Here is a 17,506-nt window from a genome sequence, read left to right as displayed (position 1 = left end):
GGAGCGAACCGTGCTGACCCACGAGCAGAACGAGCGGCTGGTCCGGACCAACCGCGGCACCGAGATGGGCACCCTGCTGCGCCGCTACTGGATCCCGGCCCTGCTGGCCGAGGAGATCCCCGAGCCGGACTGCCCGCCGGTGCGGGTGCAGCTGCTGGGGGAGAGGCTCATCGCCTTCCGCGACAGCGCCGGCCGCATCGGGCTGATCGACGAGTTCTGCAGCCACCGCACCGCGTCGCTGTTCTTCGGCCGGAACGAGGAGTGCGGGCTGCGCTGCGCGTACCACGGCTGGAAGTACGACGTCGACGGCAACTGCGTCGACATGCCGTCGGAGCCGCCGGAGAGCCGGTTCCGGGAGAAGATCAAGCAGACCGCGTACCCGTGCGTCGAGCGCGGCGGCGTGATCTGGACCTACATGGGCCCGCCGGAGCTGAAGCCGGACCTGCCCGAGCTGGAGTGGGCCACGCTGCCCGACTCGCAGGTCTTCGTCTCCAAGCGGCTGCAGGAGACCAACTTCATGCAGGCGATGGAGGGCGGCATCGACTCCAGCCACGTCTCCTTCGCGCACCGGTTCAACATGGACGACGACCCCATGCACGCCGGCACCGAGGGGCTGACCTATCTCAAGGCCGACACCAGGCCCAAGTTCGAGGTGATCGAGTCCGACGGCGGCCTGCTGATCGGGGCCCGGCGCAACGTCGACGACGAGCAGTACTACTGGCGGATCACACAGTGGATCATGCCGTGGTACACGATCATCCCGCCCTTCGGCACCCACAACCCCCTCGGCGCCCACGCCTGGGTCCCGATCGACGACGAGACCTGCTGGGCCTGGAGCATCAACTACCACCCCACCCGGGACCTGCGCGACGACGAGCTGGAGTCGATGCGCCGCGGGGACGGCATCCACGCCAAGTACGTCCCGGGCACCTACCGCACCCTGGCCAACGCGGACAACGACTACCTCATCGACCGGGTGGCCCAGCGGGAGAAGCGCAGCTTCAGCGGGGTCGAGGGGATCGCCGCCCAGGACTTCTCCCTGCAGGAGAGCATGGGCCCGATCGTCGACCGCACCAAGGAGCGGCTCGGCACGAGCGACGCCGCGATCATCCTCGCCCGGCGCCGGCTGCTCGCCGCCGCGGAGGAGGCGGCCGAGTCCACCGACCCGCTCCCCGGCGGCGAGGCCGAGCACCACCGCGTCCGCTCGGCCTCGGTGCTGCTGCCGAAGTCCGTCCCCTTCCAGGACGGCGCCGAGCAGGCCCTCGTGGCCCGCACCGGCGAGGACTTCGTCTCCATCTGACCCTCCGGCACGAAGGAAGGAGGGGACGACGCCATGGCGCCGATCTCCTGGGACCGGCGGTCCTACGAGGCCACCGTCCTGCTCGTCCCGCTCGACCCCACCGCCCGGGGCTGGCTCCTCCGCCAGGACCCCGCGGCACTGGAGGGCATCACGGTCGCCGAGGCCGACCTGCTGCCCAGCCACGATCGGCTCCGCCCGGAGCCGGTCCCCGCGAGCGGCGAGGGCACCGCGGTGAGCAGCCCGCTCGACCACGCGGTGCACGACGCCGACGTCGTCGTGCTGCTCGCCCACGAGCTCACCGCCGTCGACGGCCGCTCGGTGGTGGCCGTCGGCGACGCCGCGCGGGCCACCGGCACACTGCTCGGTGCCGTCGTGGTCAGCCCGGGCGCCCGCTGGGCCGAGCCCGCCGCCCACCACGCGGCCACCACGATCCGCGAGGCCGCGGACAACGTCGTGATCCTCAAGGACAGCCGGTTCGCCCTGCCCTTCCTGCAGGTGCTGCGCGGCGGGGCCCGGGACGCCGAGCCTGCCGGGAGCATGCGATGAGCGACGCCACGCTCCCGGTCACGGTCACCCAGGTCCGCTGGGAGTCCGCGGGCGTCGTCTCCCTGCGGCTGCGCGGCGACGGCCCGCTGCCCGGCTGGACCGCCGGTGCCCACGTCGATCTCGTGCTCCCGTCCGGGCTCGTCCGCCAGTACTCGCTGTGCGGCGAGCCCGACGATCCCGAGTACACGGTCGCGGTGCTCCGGGAGCCGGACGGGCGCGGCGGCTCGGCCGAGATCCACGACACCGCGCTGGTGGGGCGCCGCCTGACGATCCGTGGCCCCCGCAACCGGTTCGCGCTCGAACCGGCGGAGGCCTACGTCTTCGTCGCGGGCGGGATCGGGATCACGCCGGTGCTCGGCATGATCCGCGAGGCCGTCGCCGCGGGGGTGCCGTGGGAGCTGCACTACGGCGGCCGGCGGGCGGAAACGCTGGCGTTCACGGGGCCGCTGCGCGAGCTGGCCGGGCGGTCCGGCGGACGGCTCGTGCTGCGCAGCGACGACGTCGACGGGCCGCTCCCGCTGAACGCGATCGTGGCGGGGGCGCCGGCCGGGTCGGCCGTCTACGCCTGCGGCCCCGCCGGGTTGCTCGCCGCGCTGAGCCGGACCGTGGAGCTGGAACGGCCGGATCTGCCGCTGCGGTTCGAGCGCTTCGGCGCCGATCCGCTCGGGCCGAACGCCACCGCCGCCGGCGACTCCGCCGGTGGCCGGGCGTCGTTCGAGGTCGAGCTCGCGCAGACCGGCGAGACGGTCACCGTCCTGCCCGGGCAGTCCGTGCTCGACGCCGTCCGCCCGCTCCGCCCGGACGTCCTGTCCTCCTGCGAGGAGGGCTTCTGCGGCACCTGCGAGACGAAGGTGCTCGACGGCACGCCGCTGCACCGCGACACGATCCTGAGCGAGAAGGAACGCGCCAGGAACACGTCGATGATGATCTGTGTCGGCGGCTGCACGTCGGCCCGGCTCGTCCTCGACCTCTAGAAGCGGCACCCGAACCCGCTCCCGCCCGGCCGGTCCGCGGCCCGGCCCGGCGCCGCCCCACGACGTGCGCCGATCCCTTCCACCACGGAGGCTCACCGATGAGCTCACGCACTTCCGGCAGCAGTGCCGAACCCGCCTTGTCGCCGTACCGCTGGGTCGTCCTCTTCGCCTGCTGGATGTCCTTCACCCTGACCTCGGTCGACCGTTCGACCTGGGGGCCGGCGTCCGTCTTCGTGGGCGACAGCCTGGCGGTCCCCGTCGCCAGCCTGGGTGCCTTCGCCACGGCCTACTACATCGGGTACGTCATCTCCAACGCCCTCGGCGGGATCGGCACCGACCGGCTCGGGGGCCGGCTGATGCTCTCGATCTCGCTGTTCGGCGCCGGAGCGCTGATGACCGTCTTCGGCTCCACGACCTCGGCGACGGTCGGCATCGCGGTGCAGGCCCTGGTCGGCCTGTTCGCCGGCGCCGACTACTCGGCCGGTATCCGCCTCGTCACCAGCTGGTTCCCCGCGTCGAAGCTCGGCCTGCCCCTCGGCATCTTCGTGACCGCGACCTCCCTCGGCACGGCCATCGCCAACTCAGTCGTCCCCGCGCTGATCGCCTGGCACGGCTGGGGGACCTCGTACCACCTCTTCGGCGTCCTCTCGATGGTGCTCGCCGTGGTCCTGTTCTTCCTGCTCCGCCCGGGGCCGATGCTCGACGCGGCGGGTGCCGAGGCCGACGCCGCCGCGCAGGAGACCCGGCCGTCGTCCGCCGCGCCCGCGCCGACCGGGCTGTCCTCGATGGCCCGCAACCGCAACTTCGTCCTCACCTGCCTGGCCGGCTTCGGCGGCTTCTGGGGGCTCTACGGCTTCGTCACCTGGGCCAACGCACTGATGATCAAGGGCCACGCCATCTCGCCGGGGACCGCGGGAGCGGTGGTCGCGATCTTCGCCGTGACCGCGGTGGCGGTCAAGCCGGTGGTCGGGTTCGTCACCGACCGGTTCTTCGGCGGGGCGAGGCGGCTCCCGGCGTCCTGCATCCTGGCCCTGTTCGCGGTCACGCTGGTCGCGTTCGGCAACCTCGGCACGGCGACCGCCTTCCTCTGGCTCGCGCCGCTGCTGGGCGCGGCCGCGTACGGCTGGACACCGCTGCTCGTCGCCCTGGTGCCCCGGCTCGTGTCGGGCGCGGTCACCGGCTCGGCCTCGGGGTTCGCCAACGCGGTCTGGCAGCTCGGCAGCGTCATCGTCCCGCTGGCCGTCGGGGCGGCCTACTCCGCCTCGGGGTCCTTCGCGGTCGGGTTCCTCACCCTGGCGGCCGGGCCTGCGCTCGGCGCAGTGATCATGCTCGCCGTGCGGGAGTCCCGGACGCCGCACCGGGACACCGACGCGGCTCCGACGACCATGGGCAGCGTCACCCCGGGGTAGGCGGCGCCGGAACTCCGGCGGGTGCCGGGACCTCGCGGCCCTCGACGCCCGAGGCACGTCCGGCCGGCGACGACCGCCGCCCTAGGGTGGTCGGGTGCCGATGACCGCGAAGTACGCCACCACCTGCGGGGCCTGCTCGTCCCGTATCCAGCCCGGTGAGGAGATCGCGAAGTCGGGCAGTGTGTGGACCCACGTCGCGTGTGCCGACGCGGCGGAGAAGGCCCCGGTCGCCGGGCCGACGGCACGCCCGAAGCGGACCGCGCCGCGGCCCGACATGCCGGCCACCGAGGGCGCGCTCGAGGTGTGGACCGACGGCGCCTGCTCGGGCAACCCGGGCCCGGGGGGCTGGGCGTGGGCCACCCAGGACGGGCGGCAGGACAGCGGCGGCGAGGCCCCCACCACCAACCAGCGGATGGAGATCCGCGCCGCGCTGGAGGCGGTGCGCGCCCTGGACGGACCGCTGGTCGTCGTCAGCGACTCGACCTACGTCGTGAACTGCTTCCGTGACGGCTGGTGGAAGGGCTGGCTCGCCCGGGGCTGGGTGACCAGCGCGAAGAAGCCGGTGGTCAGTCGCGACCTCTGGGAACCGTTGATCACGCTCGTGAACGAGCGCGGCGACGTCTCCTTCCGCTGGGTGAAGGGGCACTCGGGCGACCCGATGAACGACCTGGTGGACGCCCTGGCGGTGGAGCAGTCGCACGCGGTGAGCTGAGTCCCCTGCGATCCTGCCCGCCGCCGGTCACGGTCGGTGCTGGTGCACGGGGTTGACGCCGTCGATCTCGACCAGGAGGTGGCGGGGGCCTCGCAGGACGGGATTCGGGCGGTAGGGCGGCGGATCGGCGACGAGTCGGGGGTTCTCCAACCGGCGGGCCAGCTCGGTGAGCGCGATCCGGGCCTCGGGACGAGCCAATGGGGCACCGAAGCAGTAGTGGACGCCCCCGCCGAAGCCCAGGTGCTCGTTGTGCTCGCGGTCGGGGTCGAAGCGGTCGGGATCCGGGACGTCGGCCGGGTCGCGGCTGCCGGCGGCGAGCACGAGCGTGACCGGTGAGCCCCCAGGGATGGTGGTGCCGGCGACCTCGATGTCGTCGAGGGTGTACCGGTTCGGCAGGAAGTGCACCGGTGGCTCGAAGCGCAGGAGTTCCTCGACCACCCGGACGGCCAGGTCGGGTTCGTCGCCGCGGCGCAGCCGGTCGAGCACCTCGGGGTGCCGCAGGAGGGTGAGCATGCCGTTGGTGATGAGGTTGACGGTCGTCTCGTGGCCGGCGACGAGGAGCAGGGCCGCGTTGCTCAGCACCTCCTCCCGTGACATCGGCGTCTCGGGGCCGTCACCGCCAACGAGCCCGGAGAGCAGGTCGTCGCCCGGATGGCCGCGGCGGGCATCGAGGAGCTGGGCGAAGTACCGACCGAGGTCGGCGACGGCCTCGGCCCGTCGGTGCTGCCGCTCCGCGATCCCTCCGGTGGTCGGGTCGACGGCTTTGATCAACGCATCGGCCATCGCCTGGAATCGCGGTTCGTCCTCGCGGGGCACTCCCAGCAGTCGGCAGATCACCGTGACCGGGAACGGATAGGCGAAGTCGTCGACGATGTCGACCCGAGTTGTGCCCGACCGGTCCTCGCTTGCGAAGTCGTTGATCTCGCTCGTCACGATCTCGAGCATGTCGGGAAGCATGCTGTCGACGCGACGGGGGCGCTGCGGCGGCCCGAAGTTCCGCGTCAGCAGGCGCCGGATCCGGTCGTGCTCGGGCGGATCGATGGCGATGACGTTGGGCGGGAGCCCGGCAGGGGCCTCTTCGGACGCCTGCACCGGCGCGTCGGCGCCCAGCTCGGGGAGGCTGCGCACATCCGAGCTGAGCCGTGGGTCGTGGAGCAGGGCAACGATCTCCCGGTAGGTGCTCACGACATAGCTCCCGTCCTCCGTCCGTACCACGGGGGTCTTCCGCAGCTCGGCGTAGAGCGGGTAGGGGTCGGCCCGGTGGGAGTGGTCGAGGATCTGCTGCCAGATGCTGGTCTGGGCCATGGTGGCGTCTCCCGGAACTCGGGGATCTGGCTGGACGTGCGAGGGCTCGGGCAGGGTCACAGGTAGGTCTTGCGGACGAACGCGGCCCGTCGTTCGCCGGGTCCGTGGCCGGTCACCACGACGGTGGCCTGCTGGGTGGGCCGGTCCGGGACCTCGGCCGCGACCGGGTGTCCGTCGGTGGGCCGGTCGACGGTGCGGAAGGCGGGCGGGAACGGCGCCGCCCGGTCGATCAACCCCTCGTAGAACTCCAGCCACTTGGACTGGTTGAAGGCGACCGCCGCCGTGATGCGCCCGCGGTAGCCGTAGGCCGCGACGAACCGGCGCTCGGGCACCGATCCCTGGGCGATGACGACCTGGTCGGCATAGGTCGGGACGCCGACGGACTTGATCTCGGTGCCGAACTGGGTGGACCAGAATTCCGGTAGCGCCAGGTGTGGCCAGCGCTCGCCCTGGGGGCTGATCATGTTGTGTGCGGCGATCCTCCCTTGGGTGACGGCGTTGCCCCAGTGCTCGAGGGCGAGGTACTGGTAGTCGTAGACGGGGTGGGGGAAGCGGGCCACGTCCCCGGCGACGAACACGTCGTCGGTGACGACGCCGTTGACGTCGACCGCCCGGCAGCCCGCGTCGCACGCCACCCCCCAGGCCCCTGCCGCCAGCCCCGAGCCGTCCAACCACTCGACGTTGCGGATGCTGCCGAGCGCGGCGACGGCCACGTCGACGTCCAGCGTGCTGCCGTCGGACAGCCGCGCCCGCCGCAGCCGCCCGCTCCCGTCGCCCTCCAGCGCCTCGACCTGGACGCCGCACCGCAGGTCGACGCCGTGGTCGCGCTGCATCTGCGCCGCGACGCCGCCGACCACCGCGCCCAGTGCCCCGACCAGCGGGGCCGCGCCCCGCTCGACGACGGTCACCGGCACGTCCAGGTCGCGACAGGCGGAGGCGACCTCGGAGCCGGTGAACCCGGCCCCGATGACCAGCACCCGGCCGGGTCCGGCGGCGAGCCGTCGGCGCAGTCCGTCCGCGTCGTCCGGGGTGCGTAGCGCAAAGAGCCCGTCGAGCCCGGCCTCCGCCTCGTTCGGCCACGGGCGGGCCCGCACCCCGGTCGCGATGAGCAACCGGTCGAATCCCACCTGCTCGCCGTCGGCCAGGAGCACCTGCTTGCCGCGCAGGTCGAGCCCCGTGGCCGCGACTCCGAGCCGCCAGTCCGCGTCCACCCCGTCGCGACGGGGCAGTGCGGTCCCCCGTGCCGGAACCTGGCCCAGGAGCGCCTGTTTGGACAGCGGCGGCCGGTCGTAGGGGGGGTCGGGTTCGTCCCCGATCACGGTCAGCGAGCCGGTGAAGCCCTCACTGCGCAGCGTCCACGCCGCGCGCAGCCCGGCCAGCGAGGCGCCGACGACGACGACGCGCCCGATGCGCTCGACCGCCTCCACGGGACCCGCGGAGACCACGTGCGCACCGGCCCCGTCCCGACGATGCCGGGCGTCCTCCTGGTCGAACAGGATGGCCTGGACCGGGCAGGCCGCGGCTGCCCGGACGATCTTCTCCCGCTCCGCGTCGTCCGGATCGGGGTTGTAGAGCAGCGCCTCGTCCCCCCGCATGGTGAACACGTTCGGCGCGGCGAAGGCGCACTGTGCGTACCCCTGGCATCGCGTGAGATCCACGACGATCTTCATGTGGACGCCCCCTCCGACCCCCACGGGTCGGCCGTTTCGTCACGCCGCCGCACACGGCCGCCGCAACGGCTGCTCTTGCGGCGGAGCACGGTCGGTCACCACGATGCTAATCCCGCCGAGGCAGACGAAGCCGCCGTCGAGGACGACGACCTCGACGGGCCGGCGAACGGCGGCGGGACGAGCTGAACCGCCGCACCCCGGCCGGTCCTCGACGACCGCCCGTCAGGCCCCGGGGTGGCGGAACTCGATGTCGTGCTCGACGGCGCCGGCGCTGAGCCGCAGCAACCCCGAGACCGGCGGAAACCCCGTGGCGACCAGAACGAGGTCTCCCTCGGGGACGTCGGTGAAGGCATAGGCGCCGTGCTCGTCCGTGGTCGTCTCCGCCACGATCGCGCCGGACTCGTCGAGCAGGACCACCCGTGCCTCGGGCACCGGCCGGCCGCCGGCGCTGCGGGCGACCCCGCGCAGCCGGGACGCACCCGCGAGGGCGATGTCGTGCCGTCCCCCGTCCGAGACGGGCACCGAGACGGGGCGGGACCGGGGCGCGCCGCCGTCGGTGCTCACCACGAGGGTGTACTCGCCCGGGGCCAGACCGGCAAGCACGTACCGGCCCTCGGCGCCGGTGGCCTGGGTGGTGACGACCTGGCCCTCCGGGCCGGCCAGCGCGACGCGCGCGCCCGCCACCGGCGCGCCGCCCGCGCCGGTCACCGTCCCGGTGATCTCGTGGCCCGCTCCGGCCAGCACCAGGTCGACCGGGGCGTAGGCGCCGCGCCTGACCTGCACGGTGGCCGCCTGCGGCCGGTACGGGGGCGCGCTGGCAACCACCACGTAGCGGCCCGGCTGCGTGATCGTCACGTCGAAGGTGCCGCCCGGCCCGGTCCGGCCCAGAGTGGTCTGGTAGCCGGCGCCGTCGATCAGGGAGAGCGCGGCGTCCGGGAGGGGGCTCCCGCCGGACGTGCGCACCCGCACCTGCAGCGCGCCCGGTGCGTCCGGCGCGCGCTCGGCGTTCGTGCCGTCGCCGGTGATCTCGGGGCTCGTCATCGTCCGGGTCCCTCCCCGTCGGGTGCCGTTGCGTCCGCGGCCGGCACGTGCTGGGACGTCGGGGTGAACCACCAGCCGTCCGGGGCCCCGCCGCCCCCGGCGGCCAGCTCGCCGAGCTGGGCTGTCAGGGCCCGGGCCAGGACCGCCACCATGCCGGGGCGCGGTCGCCCCGTCCCGGGGGCCGCCCCCGTTCGCTCGTGTCGGGAGTCCATTGCCTCACCTCACCGTCAGCGGCGTGACGTCCAGGCGGCCGGGGAGCATCCCGGCCTGCGTCATCAGGTCGGCGACGCGCTGCAGCCGCTGGGGCTGCAGCGTCGTCGGGTAGTCGGGCAGCGTGATGATCGACGCCGTTGCGGGGTCGATCGGGGTGAACGACGGCAGCGCCCTCGTGGTGCGCTGGTCGTCCGCCGCGAGGTCCGCCGCCTGTGCCAGGGCCCGCTGGAACGCCCGGATTGTCGCCGGGTACTGCTCGGCGAACCGTGCGGTCGCGAAGTACCCGTCCAGCGGGAACGCGCCCGTCGGGCCGCTGGTCGGGTCGATCACGGGCAGCGCGCCCGAGGTGGTCTCCGCCTCGGTGACGAACGGCTCGACGAGCCAGGCGGCGTCGAGCGTGCCGTCCTTCAGGGCCGTCACGGCCTGGGTGAACGGCATCGTCTCGTAGCGCACCGAGGCGGGATCGACGCCGCGGCTCGCGAGCACCCGGTCCAGCGTCAGCGTCTGGATGTTGGGGGCGGGGGTGTTCACGGCGACCGTCCTGCCGGCCAGCTCCTCCGGTGAGGTGATCCCGGACCGGGGACCGGCGACGACCTGGTCCAGGCCCGGTGACGCGAGCGCCGCCTCGGCGATGACGCGGATGTCGGTCTGTCCCCGGGCCTGCGCCTCCAGGAACGTGACGTAGTTACCGCCGGCGACGATGTCCACGCTGCCGTCCGCGAGGCCCGGCAGGCTCTGGTTCGACGACGTCAGGGGCTTGATCGTGACGTCCAGGCCCTGTGCGGCGAACAGCCCCTCCTGCTGGGCGAGGTAGAGCGGTGCCACATCGACGATCGGGAGGCCGGTCACGGTGATCGACGTCTTCTCGGGCGGGTCCGTCGCGGGGGTCGTGGAGCTGCACGCGGCCGCCAGCAGGAGCGCCACCGCGCCGAGCAGCAGGGCGGCCGCGCGGCCCCTGCTCACGGCGCGCCGTCCCCGTAGCCGCGGATCGGGATCTCCACCAGCCGCGGCCCGCCGGACTCCTGGGCGGCGCGGACGGCCGGCCCGATCTCCGAGGCGTGCCCGACCCGGTGGGCGGACAGGCCCATCGAGCGGGCCAGCCCCACCCAGTCGATCGCGGGGTCGCCGAGGTCCATGCCGCCGAACTGCCGGCCGAGCGAGTCCTTCAGCGTGCGGTACTCGTGGTTGTTCACCACGACGAACAGCACCGGCGCGCCGAGCCGTGCCGCCGTCCAGAGGCCCTGGACGCCGAACATCGCGGAGCCGTCCCCGAGGAACGCGAGCACCGGGCGTCCGGGATGGGCCAGGTGCAGCCCGACGGCGGCGCCGATGCCCCAGCCGAGCCCACCGTTGCCCGACGAGTTGTGGTAGTCCCCGGGGCCGCGCTGAGGCAGCGCGCGGCGCAGCAGCGGACCGGAGGTGACCGCCTCCTCGACCACGACGGTGCCGGCCGCCAGCGCGTCCGCCACGAGCTGGGCCGCGGTCGCCGGGTGCACCGGCGCGGGACCTGCGGCGGCCCGGGCGCGCTCGCGCCAGCGGGTGCGCTCCGGCACGAGCTCCGCGGAGATCCGCCCGGCCCGTTCGAGGGCGGGGCCGTGCAGGCCGGGGAGGCCGCGCAGCGCCTCGGCGAGCGCGTCCAGTGTCGGGCCGACCGCCCCGAACAGCCCGATCTCGACGTCGTGGGCGCGGCCGATCTCGGCCGGGTCGTCGTCGAGCTGGACCACCCGGATGCCTTCCGGCAGCGGGGGCTCCGGGGTCCAGAGGTGCGACCGGATCGACGCCCCGGCGAGCAGCAGCGCGTCGTGCCCGGCGAGCGCCTTGTTGATCTCGCTGCCGATGAAGGGCGGCGCGGGCGCGGTCAGCGGGTGCTCCGTGTCCGCGTCGACATGCTCGTACTGCGGCTGCGGGTAGACGGTCGCGCCGAGTGCCTCGGCGACCGCGGTCAGCTCCCGGAGCGCGCCGGTGGCGCCGACGCGGTCGCCCGCCATGATCGCCGGGTTGGAGGCCCCCGCGAGCAGCGCGGCGGCCTCGTCGATCCCCGTGGCGACGGGGAGGGTCACGATCGGCGGGCGGGCGGGAATCGGGCCGGCGGCGGGCTGGGCGAGCAGGTTCATCGGCACGGACACGAACACCGGGCCGGAAGGCACCCCGCGGGCCCGGGCGAAGGCACGGCGGAACATCGGGAGCAGGTCGTCCGCGGTGTGCACTTCGTCCGCCGCGAGACAGGCGGGCGCCGCGAGGCCGACGAGATCCCCGCCGAGCATCGGCGAGTCGCGGAGGAACCGCTGGTCCTGTTGGCCCGCGGTGATCACCAGCGGGGTGCGGGAGCGGCGCGCGTTGTTCATCCCGATCAGCGCGTTGCTCACCCCTGGCACGGCGTGCACGCTGACGAACGCGGGGCGGCCGGTGCCGCGCGCGTAACCGTCCGCCGCCGCGACCGCGGTGAACTCCTGCAGGGCGAGCACGTAGTCCGGGTCGCCGTCGCGGGCCAGCTCCTGCAGCAGGGGGAGCTCGGTCGTGCCGGGGTTGCCGAAGACCCGGTCGACCCCCTCGTCACGCAGCAGGTCCACGACCGCGCGGGCGGCGGGTAGGGGGTTCATCACCGTGCTCCTTCCGGGTGCGGGGTGCGTCGGGCGCCGGCGTCACGGGCAGCGAGGGCGTGCTCGACCAGCGTGGCCAGCGTCTGCGTCGCGGACGTCCGTTCCCGGGCGTCGCAGGTCACGATCGGCCGGGCGGGGTCGAGGGCGAGGGCCTCCCGGACCTCGTCCTCGGTGTACGGGTATTCGCCGTCGAAGCCGTTGATCCCGACGACGACCGGAAGCCCGGTGCGGTCGAAGTAGTCCAGGACCGGGAAGGAGTCGATGAGCCGGCGGGTGTCGACGAGCACCACGACCCCCACCGCGCCCCGGACGAGCTGGTCCCACATGAACCAGAACCGGTATTGGCCGGGGGTCCCGAACAGGTAGATCACCAGGTTGTCGGTGAGGTCGAGACGGCCGAAGTCCATCGCGACCGTCGTCGTGCGCTTCTGCGGGAGGGCCGAGAGATCGTCGATGCCTTCGCTGGGTGCGGTCATCACCTCCTCGGTCCGCAGCGGGGTGATGTCCGAGGCGGAGCCCACGAAGGTCGTCTTCCCGACGCCGAACGCGCCGGCCACGACGACCTTGAGCGGGGTGACCGGCCGATCCGGGGATCCGGTGGCTCGGCCTGCGCCGCGGGGACGGGCGGCCTCAGAGCCGCTTGCGGAGTTCACGCAGCGCCCTCTCCAGGTGGTCGGTGTCCTCGCCGGTGTCCGGCGAGAGCTGGTGGATGTGGACGAGGCCGTCGTCCCGCAGGTCCTCGAGCAGGATGCGGACGACCCCGAGCGGCAGGTGCAGCCGGGCCGAGATCTCGGCGACGGACGACCACGGCCGGCAGAGCTCGACGATCGCGCCGGCCTCCGGGGTCCGTGCCTTCGGCGTCGGGGCCGCGGGCAACTCCCGCCGGGCCGGGCCCGGCGGGGCGAGGGCGTAGCCGAAACGGAACAGATTCTCCGGATCCCACCGTCGCTTCACCTCGACGAGCCGGCGGTATGTCGCGGGGTCCCAGGCCGTCGCGACCCGGTCCGCGTCGGTGACGGTGCCGAGGAAGTTGAGCGCGACCCCGCCCGTGGAGTACGGCGCCAGGTCGGCGAGCAGGCGCTCGCCGCGGGGCGACGGGCTGCCGCCGGGCCCGGGGACGTCGAGGGCGAAGACGCTGTAGGCGGCGTTCCGGCCGCCGACGGCGTTGGGCACGGCGGGCGGCCTGGCGAGGGCGCCGCCGAGATGGCGGAGCTCGACGGAGAGCACCGGGTCGGCGACGCCGGGCCCGCAGGCGCGGAGCACGGTGTCCACGGTGTCGGGGCCGAGAGCGGACAGCAGGGTGCCGCCCTTCCAGGCGGGGACAGGCTCGGTCGGGTCGTCGTGGATCGTCCCCACGGCCGTGAACGGCAGCTCGGAGAGCGTGTCGACCTCGGGACCCAGTTCCCGCAGCGGGGCGACGAGCCGGGCCCCCTCCCGGGCGTCGCCGACGTGGGCGACGCGCACGTGCACGCCGGGCCCGTCGCCGAGCCGTCCGCTGCGGTCCGGGACGCGGGAGACGAGCACCGACGTGGTCGTCGCCTCGGGGAGGCGGGGGGACCAGTCGCGGTAGGCGTGCAGGACCTCGGCGGCGGCCTCGCCCCGGTAGAACAGGCCGCCGCCGTAGAACCGGGACGGGGCGAGGAGATCGAGCACCAGGGTGGTGACGATGCCGAAGTTGCCCTTGCCGCCGCGAACGGCCCAGAAGAGCTCCGGGTCGTGGTCCGCGTCGATCCGACGCACCCGGCCGTCCGCCGTGACGATCTCCACCGCCCGAACGTGGTCCGCGGTGTAGCCGTAGGTCCGGGCGAGCGGGCTCAGCCCGCCGCCGAGTGTGTAGCCGGTGACACCGACGCCCGGCGCGCTCCCGCTGAGCGGCGCCAGCCCGAACCGGGCCGCGGCGGCGATCACCTCGGTCCACACCACCCCCGCCCCGACGCGGACGGTGCGACTGCCGGGGTCCACGACGAGCTCCCGCATCCGGCGGGTGCTCAGCAGCAGCCCACCGTCGACCGGTGCGACCGCGCCGTGGCCGGTCGCCTGGACGGCCACCGGCAGCGTTCGCTCCGCCGCGAACCGGACGGCCGCGGCGACGTCGTCCCGGTCCCGGACACCGAGCACGGCGAGCGGGCGGTGCACGACCGTCGCGTAGGACGAGGCGATCTCCGCGGCGAACCCGTCGTCGTCGGGCAGCCAGAGCGGCCCCCGCACAAGCTCGCCGAGGTCGCGCAGCTCGGCCCTCGACACCCTCGGCCCCGCCGGCGGGACGACGGGCTCGGGGACCTGCTCCCGGGCGGTGACCACGGTCTCCGGAGGCAGCACGAGGCCCGAGGCCGTGCGGCCCCTGGTCAGCGTGTACGGACGGACGAGCGACCGCGGTGCATCCTCACCACGGTCGGCCCGCACGTCGCTCCGGTCCGGCTCGGTCATCAGCGCGCGTCGGATCCCCCCGAGCGGGCACTCGGGGTGAGGCCGCGCCCGACCCGGTCGACCAGCAGGGCCATCTCGTAGGACACCAGGCCCATGTCGCAGTTCGGCGCCGCGAGCACCGCCAACGCGGACCCGAAGCTCACCGACACGACGAGGAAGGTCCCGTGCCGCATCTCGACGACGGTCTGGTCCACGGGGCCGCCCTGGAACACCTGGGAAGCGCCGGACGTCAGGCTGGCGAGGCCCGAGGTGATCGCGGCCAGCTGGTCCGCCCGCTCCGCCGGGACCTCCGCCGAGCGCGCCATCGGCAGCCCGTCGGCCGAGACGACGACGGCGTGCGCGACGCCGGGCACCCGTTCGACGAAGTCCGTGACCAGCCAGTCGAGGTCGTTCTCCGCTGCTGTGGTCATCTCCTGACCGCCTCCATTCCTCGCCGACGTCCCTGCTGTTGGGCGGCGTAACGCTGCCGGACCGCGTCCGCGGACCGGTCCCAGGCCTCGCCCAGGGTCGGGGCCGGGGCCGGCCCGGTCGTCGGGTGTTCGTCCGTTTCGGGGCCGGGCGTCTCCGGTCCGGGCTTCCCGGCTCCGACCGGTTCGGGCGCCGCCCGCAGCGCCCCCGGCACGTAGTTGTCGCCCGGCCGCCGCCGGGGGAGCCCGGACGGGGTGGTGCCCGCCGCGGTCGGGGTCACCACCGGCGTCGCGGCGGCCCAGGACCCGGCGAACCCGCCGCGGGGGACGGCCTCCACGCGTCCCCGCACGCGGCCCTGCTGGTAGCCGGCGTAGCGGTGGCGCACGGCGGCGGGGGAGCGGTCCGAGGACGCCGCTCCGAGCGGCGCGGGCGGATCGGCCGGTACCGGGCCGGAGCGGGTTGGGTCCGGCCGGGTGGGGCCGGGCCGATCGGCCGGTTCCACGCCGTTCCTTGCGGCCGGGCCGCGGGACACGCTCGGGCCGGCCGGGACGGCGGGGTCGTTCGACGCGGCCGGGCCGGTCGGGAACGCGCCCGGCACCTCGTTGGCGCCTGGCCTGCGCTGCGGCAACCCGGCGGAGGTGGTGCCGTCCGCGATCGGGGTCAGCACGGTCGCGGACGGGGTGAAGGAGCGCTCCGGCACGGGTTCCGTGTGGCGAGACGGATTCCCGCCGGCCGCGCCTCCCGCCGGGCCGCCCGCGGCCAGCGGGGCCGAGCCGAACCAGCTGTCCGGTCCGGGCCCGGGCGTCGAGACGGCCCGGTTCCACCGCTCGCCGATCCAGGACCCGTCGCTCCGCTCCCCGGCCGGCGGCTCCTGCTCCGCGGGTGCGGGCTCCCGGGGCTCGCCCGGGGTGACGACGCGCCCACCCAGGACCACGGAGGCGACCGCGCCCCCGTGCTCGCCGGCCCGCAGCCGGACCCGCACGTCCTGACGGGCTGCGAGGCGGGCGACCACGTAGAGCCCCATCCGCCGGGACACCTCCGCGTCGATCTCGGCGGGGTCCGCGAGCCGTGCGTTGAGCTCCGCGACCTGGTCCACTTCCAGCCCGATGCCGTGGTCGGCGATCTCCACGAGCGCCGACCCTCCGGGCACCGCCGTGACCTCGACCCGCACCCGTGTGGACCGCGCAGAGAAGGCCGTGGCGTTCTCCAGCAGCTCCGCCAGCAGGTGGACCAGGTCGCTCACCGCCGGCTCGACGACGAACAGCGGCGGCACCTCGCCGACCTCCACCCGCGCGTAGTGCTCGACCTCCGATACCGCTGCCCGGATCACGTCCAGCAGCGGCATGACCCGGTTCCAGCGGCGCATCGGTTCCTGCCCGCCGAGCACGAGGAGGTTCTCGCCGTTGCGCCGCATCCGGGTGGCGAGGTGGTCGAGCTGGAACAGGCTGCCGAGCCGGCCCGCGTCGTCCTCGCCCTGCTCCAGGTCGTCGATCAGGGCGAGCTGGCGGTCGACCAGGGACTGCGTCCGCCGGGACAGGTTGACGAACAGCGCGCTGGTCTGGACCCGGCGCCGGGCCTCGGCGCCCGCCAGCCGGACGGCCTCGCGATGGACCTCGTCGAACGACCGGGCAACCTCGCCGATCTCGTCGGTGGAGTGCACCGCGATGGGGGCGACCTCGGTGTCCACGGACTCCGGGTCCTGGCGGCCGAGCCGCGACACGATCTCCGGCAGGCGATCCCGGGCCACGGCGAGCGCGCCGGTTCGCAGCGCCCGCAGCGGGCGGACGAGCGAGCGGGCCACCGTGATGGTGGTGGCGAGCACGATCAGCAGCACCGCGACGGCGACGATGCCGGCGGTCCACGCCTGCCGGACCTGCCCCGACCGCAGCTCACCGGCACGGGCACCGATGGAGTCCAGAAGCCCGGCCTCGACGGCGCGGACCTTGTCGACGGTGCCGGTGACGGCGGCGTCCCAGGCCTCGGAGGACGGCCCGCCGTCGCGGACGGCCGCCCCGCCGGACGCGGTGACCTGGCTCAGGATCGCACTGGTCTGGTCGACGTCCGCGCCCGCCACGACGTCGTCGAGGTCCTGGGACTGCGTGACCGTCGCGGCCACCCGGAACTGCTCCTCGTTGCTGGCCCGGTCCGCCACAGCCCGGTTCAGCGAGTCCAGCCCACCGGGTGGGAGGTCCCGGGCGAGCAGGGCGGCGGTGAGCAGGCTGCGCTGGGTCGCGAGTGCGGACTTGGACCGTGACAGCGCACCGAGCGCGCGCACCGACGCGGAGAGTGCGGGGTCCGCACTGTCCTGGGAGATCTCGTCGTCGACGGCGAGCAGGTCGGTGACGGCCTTCGCGTAGCGGTCCGTCGCGACGGCGGCGGGGAGCAGACTCGTCGTGACGGCCGACCGCAGTGCGGGCAGCGCGTCGAGGCGGAACACCGCCCGCCGCACCCGGTCCCGGGTGGTCTGGGCGTAGGCCCCGTCGATCTCGGCTGCATCCCGGCGGACCCGCGCGGCGTCCGCGTCGGTCCGGTTCCGGGCGTCGGTCAGCGCGTACCTGCGATCCTCCGGGCGACCGGCGCCGACGAAGGCCGCGGCCGCGGCCTGCTCGGCCTGCAGGTCCGCGACCGTGGCCGTGACCGAGCGGGCCAGGGTCGCGAGCGTGCCGGACCTGCCGTAGGCGGCCGCCGTGCCCAGTGCGCTCGTGACGCCGACGGCACCGAGCGCGAGCGCGACCACCGTCGGGACGGCGATCAGGGAAATCAGCCGGCTGCGGACGCGCCAGTTGCGCAGCGCCCACGGCCCGCGGGGCCGCACCGTCGGGGAGATGGCCTCACCTTCCGGGGTCCCGTCTGCGGACGGCGTGCTCACCACACCCCTCCTGTCGCTGACTAGACCGACTG

General features: G+C 74.5%; 15 protein-coding genes. 5 read left to right on the top strand and 10 right to left on the bottom strand.

What is annotated here, in order from left to right:
* The first annotated feature begins 10 nt into the window (after positions 1-10).
* The 5 genes from JWP64_RS25910 to JWP64_RS25890 all read left to right on the top strand — a co-directional run bounded on the left by JWP64_RS25910 (position 11) and on the right by JWP64_RS25890 (position 4,941).
* The gene (locus tag JWP64_RS25910; RefSeq protein ID WP_297502302.1) at positions 11-1,300 is read left to right on the top strand and encodes a Rieske 2Fe-2S domain-containing protein; all 1,290 of its coding nucleotides are present in this window, start codon (positions 11-13) and stop codon (positions 1,298-1,300) included.
* A 33-nt stretch (positions 1,301-1,333) separates the two neighbouring features.
* Positions 1,334-1,846, top strand: a complete 513-nt coding sequence (locus JWP64_RS25905; protein ID WP_297502300.1) for a hypothetical protein — start codon at positions 1,334-1,336, stop codon at positions 1,844-1,846.
* Positions 1,843-2,820, top strand: a complete 978-nt coding sequence (locus tag JWP64_RS25900) for a PDR/VanB family oxidoreductase (protein WP_297502298.1) — start codon at positions 1,843-1,845, stop codon at positions 2,818-2,820. Before JWP64_RS25905 ends, JWP64_RS25900 begins: the two co-directional genes overlap by 4 nt.
* Before the next feature lie 98 nt (positions 2,821-2,918).
* Positions 2,919-4,229: an MFS transporter gene (locus JWP64_RS25895; protein WP_297502296.1), complete on the top strand. Its 1,311-nt coding sequence runs from the start codon at positions 2,919-2,921 to the stop codon at positions 4,227-4,229.
* A gap of 100 nt (positions 4,230-4,329) precedes the next feature.
* Positions 4,330-4,941 carry a ribonuclease H gene (locus JWP64_RS25890; protein WP_297502333.1) on the top strand — a complete coding sequence of 204 codons (612 nt, stop codon included), beginning with the start codon at positions 4,330-4,332 and terminating at the stop codon, positions 4,939-4,941.
* A 27-nt stretch (positions 4,942-4,968) separates the two neighbouring features.
* On the opposite strand, the gene JWP64_RS25885 is transcribed toward JWP64_RS25890, so the two are convergent.
* The 10 genes from JWP64_RS25885 to JWP64_RS25840 form a co-directional block, all read right to left on the bottom strand.
* On the bottom strand, positions 4,969-6,246 hold the full coding sequence (locus tag JWP64_RS25885; RefSeq protein WP_297502294.1) for a cytochrome P450: 1,278 nt from the start codon (positions 6,244-6,246) through the stop codon (positions 4,969-4,971).
* 56 nt (positions 6,247-6,302) lie between these two features.
* Positions 6,303-7,904 carry an FAD-dependent oxidoreductase gene (locus tag JWP64_RS25880; RefSeq protein ID WP_297502293.1) on the bottom strand — a complete coding sequence of 534 codons (1,602 nt, stop codon included), beginning with the start codon at positions 7,902-7,904 and terminating at the stop codon, positions 6,303-6,305.
* 234 nt (positions 7,905-8,138) lie between these two features.
* Positions 8,139-8,957, bottom strand: coding sequence for a collagen binding domain-containing protein (locus tag JWP64_RS25875; RefSeq protein ID WP_297502291.1), 819 nt, complete (start codon positions 8,955-8,957; stop codon positions 8,139-8,141).
* Positions 8,954-9,169: a hypothetical protein gene (locus JWP64_RS25870; protein ID WP_297502289.1), complete on the bottom strand. Its 216-nt coding sequence runs from the start codon at positions 9,167-9,169 to the stop codon at positions 8,954-8,956. The genes JWP64_RS25875 and JWP64_RS25870 overlap by 4 nt, the downstream gene beginning before the upstream one ends.
* 4 nt (positions 9,170-9,173) lie before the next feature.
* Positions 9,174-10,133, bottom strand: coding sequence for an ABC transporter substrate-binding protein (locus JWP64_RS25865; RefSeq protein WP_297502287.1), 960 nt, complete (start codon positions 10,131-10,133; stop codon positions 9,174-9,176).
* Positions 10,130-11,770 carry a thiamine pyrophosphate-binding protein gene (locus JWP64_RS25860; protein WP_297502285.1) on the bottom strand — a complete coding sequence of 547 codons (1,641 nt, stop codon included), beginning with the start codon at positions 11,768-11,770 and terminating at the stop codon, positions 10,130-10,132. The genes JWP64_RS25865 and JWP64_RS25860 overlap by 4 nt, the downstream gene beginning before the upstream one ends.
* Complete coding sequence (locus JWP64_RS25855) at positions 11,770-12,327, bottom strand: ATP/GTP-binding protein (RefSeq protein WP_297502283.1); 558 nt, start codon at positions 12,325-12,327, stop codon at positions 11,770-11,772. The genes JWP64_RS25860 and JWP64_RS25855 overlap by 1 nt, the downstream gene beginning before the upstream one ends.
* Before the next feature lie 73 nt (positions 12,328-12,400).
* Positions 12,401-14,197 (bottom strand): FAD-binding protein, encoded by a 1,797-nt coding sequence (locus JWP64_RS25850; RefSeq protein WP_297502281.1) that lies wholly within the window; start codon positions 14,195-14,197, stop codon positions 12,401-12,403.
* Entirely contained in the window at positions 14,197-14,607 is a 411-nt protein-coding gene (locus tag JWP64_RS25845; protein ID WP_297502279.1) for a roadblock/LC7 domain-containing protein, read from the bottom strand. Before JWP64_RS25845 ends, JWP64_RS25850 begins: the two co-directional genes overlap by 1 nt.
* Positions 14,604-17,474 (bottom strand): nitrate- and nitrite sensing domain-containing protein, encoded by a 2,871-nt coding sequence (locus tag JWP64_RS25840; RefSeq protein WP_297502278.1) that lies wholly within the window; start codon positions 17,472-17,474, stop codon positions 14,604-14,606. The genes JWP64_RS25845 and JWP64_RS25840 overlap by 4 nt, the downstream gene beginning before the upstream one ends.
* Positions 17,475-17,506: the final 32 nt, after the last annotated feature.

Origin of the sequence: Pseudonocardia sp. (assembly GCF_025465255.1) — a bacterium.
Lineage (GTDB): Bacteria > Actinomycetota > Actinomycetes > Mycobacteriales > Pseudonocardiaceae > Pseudonocardia.
This window is presented reverse-complemented; position numbering and strand designations above follow the sequence as displayed.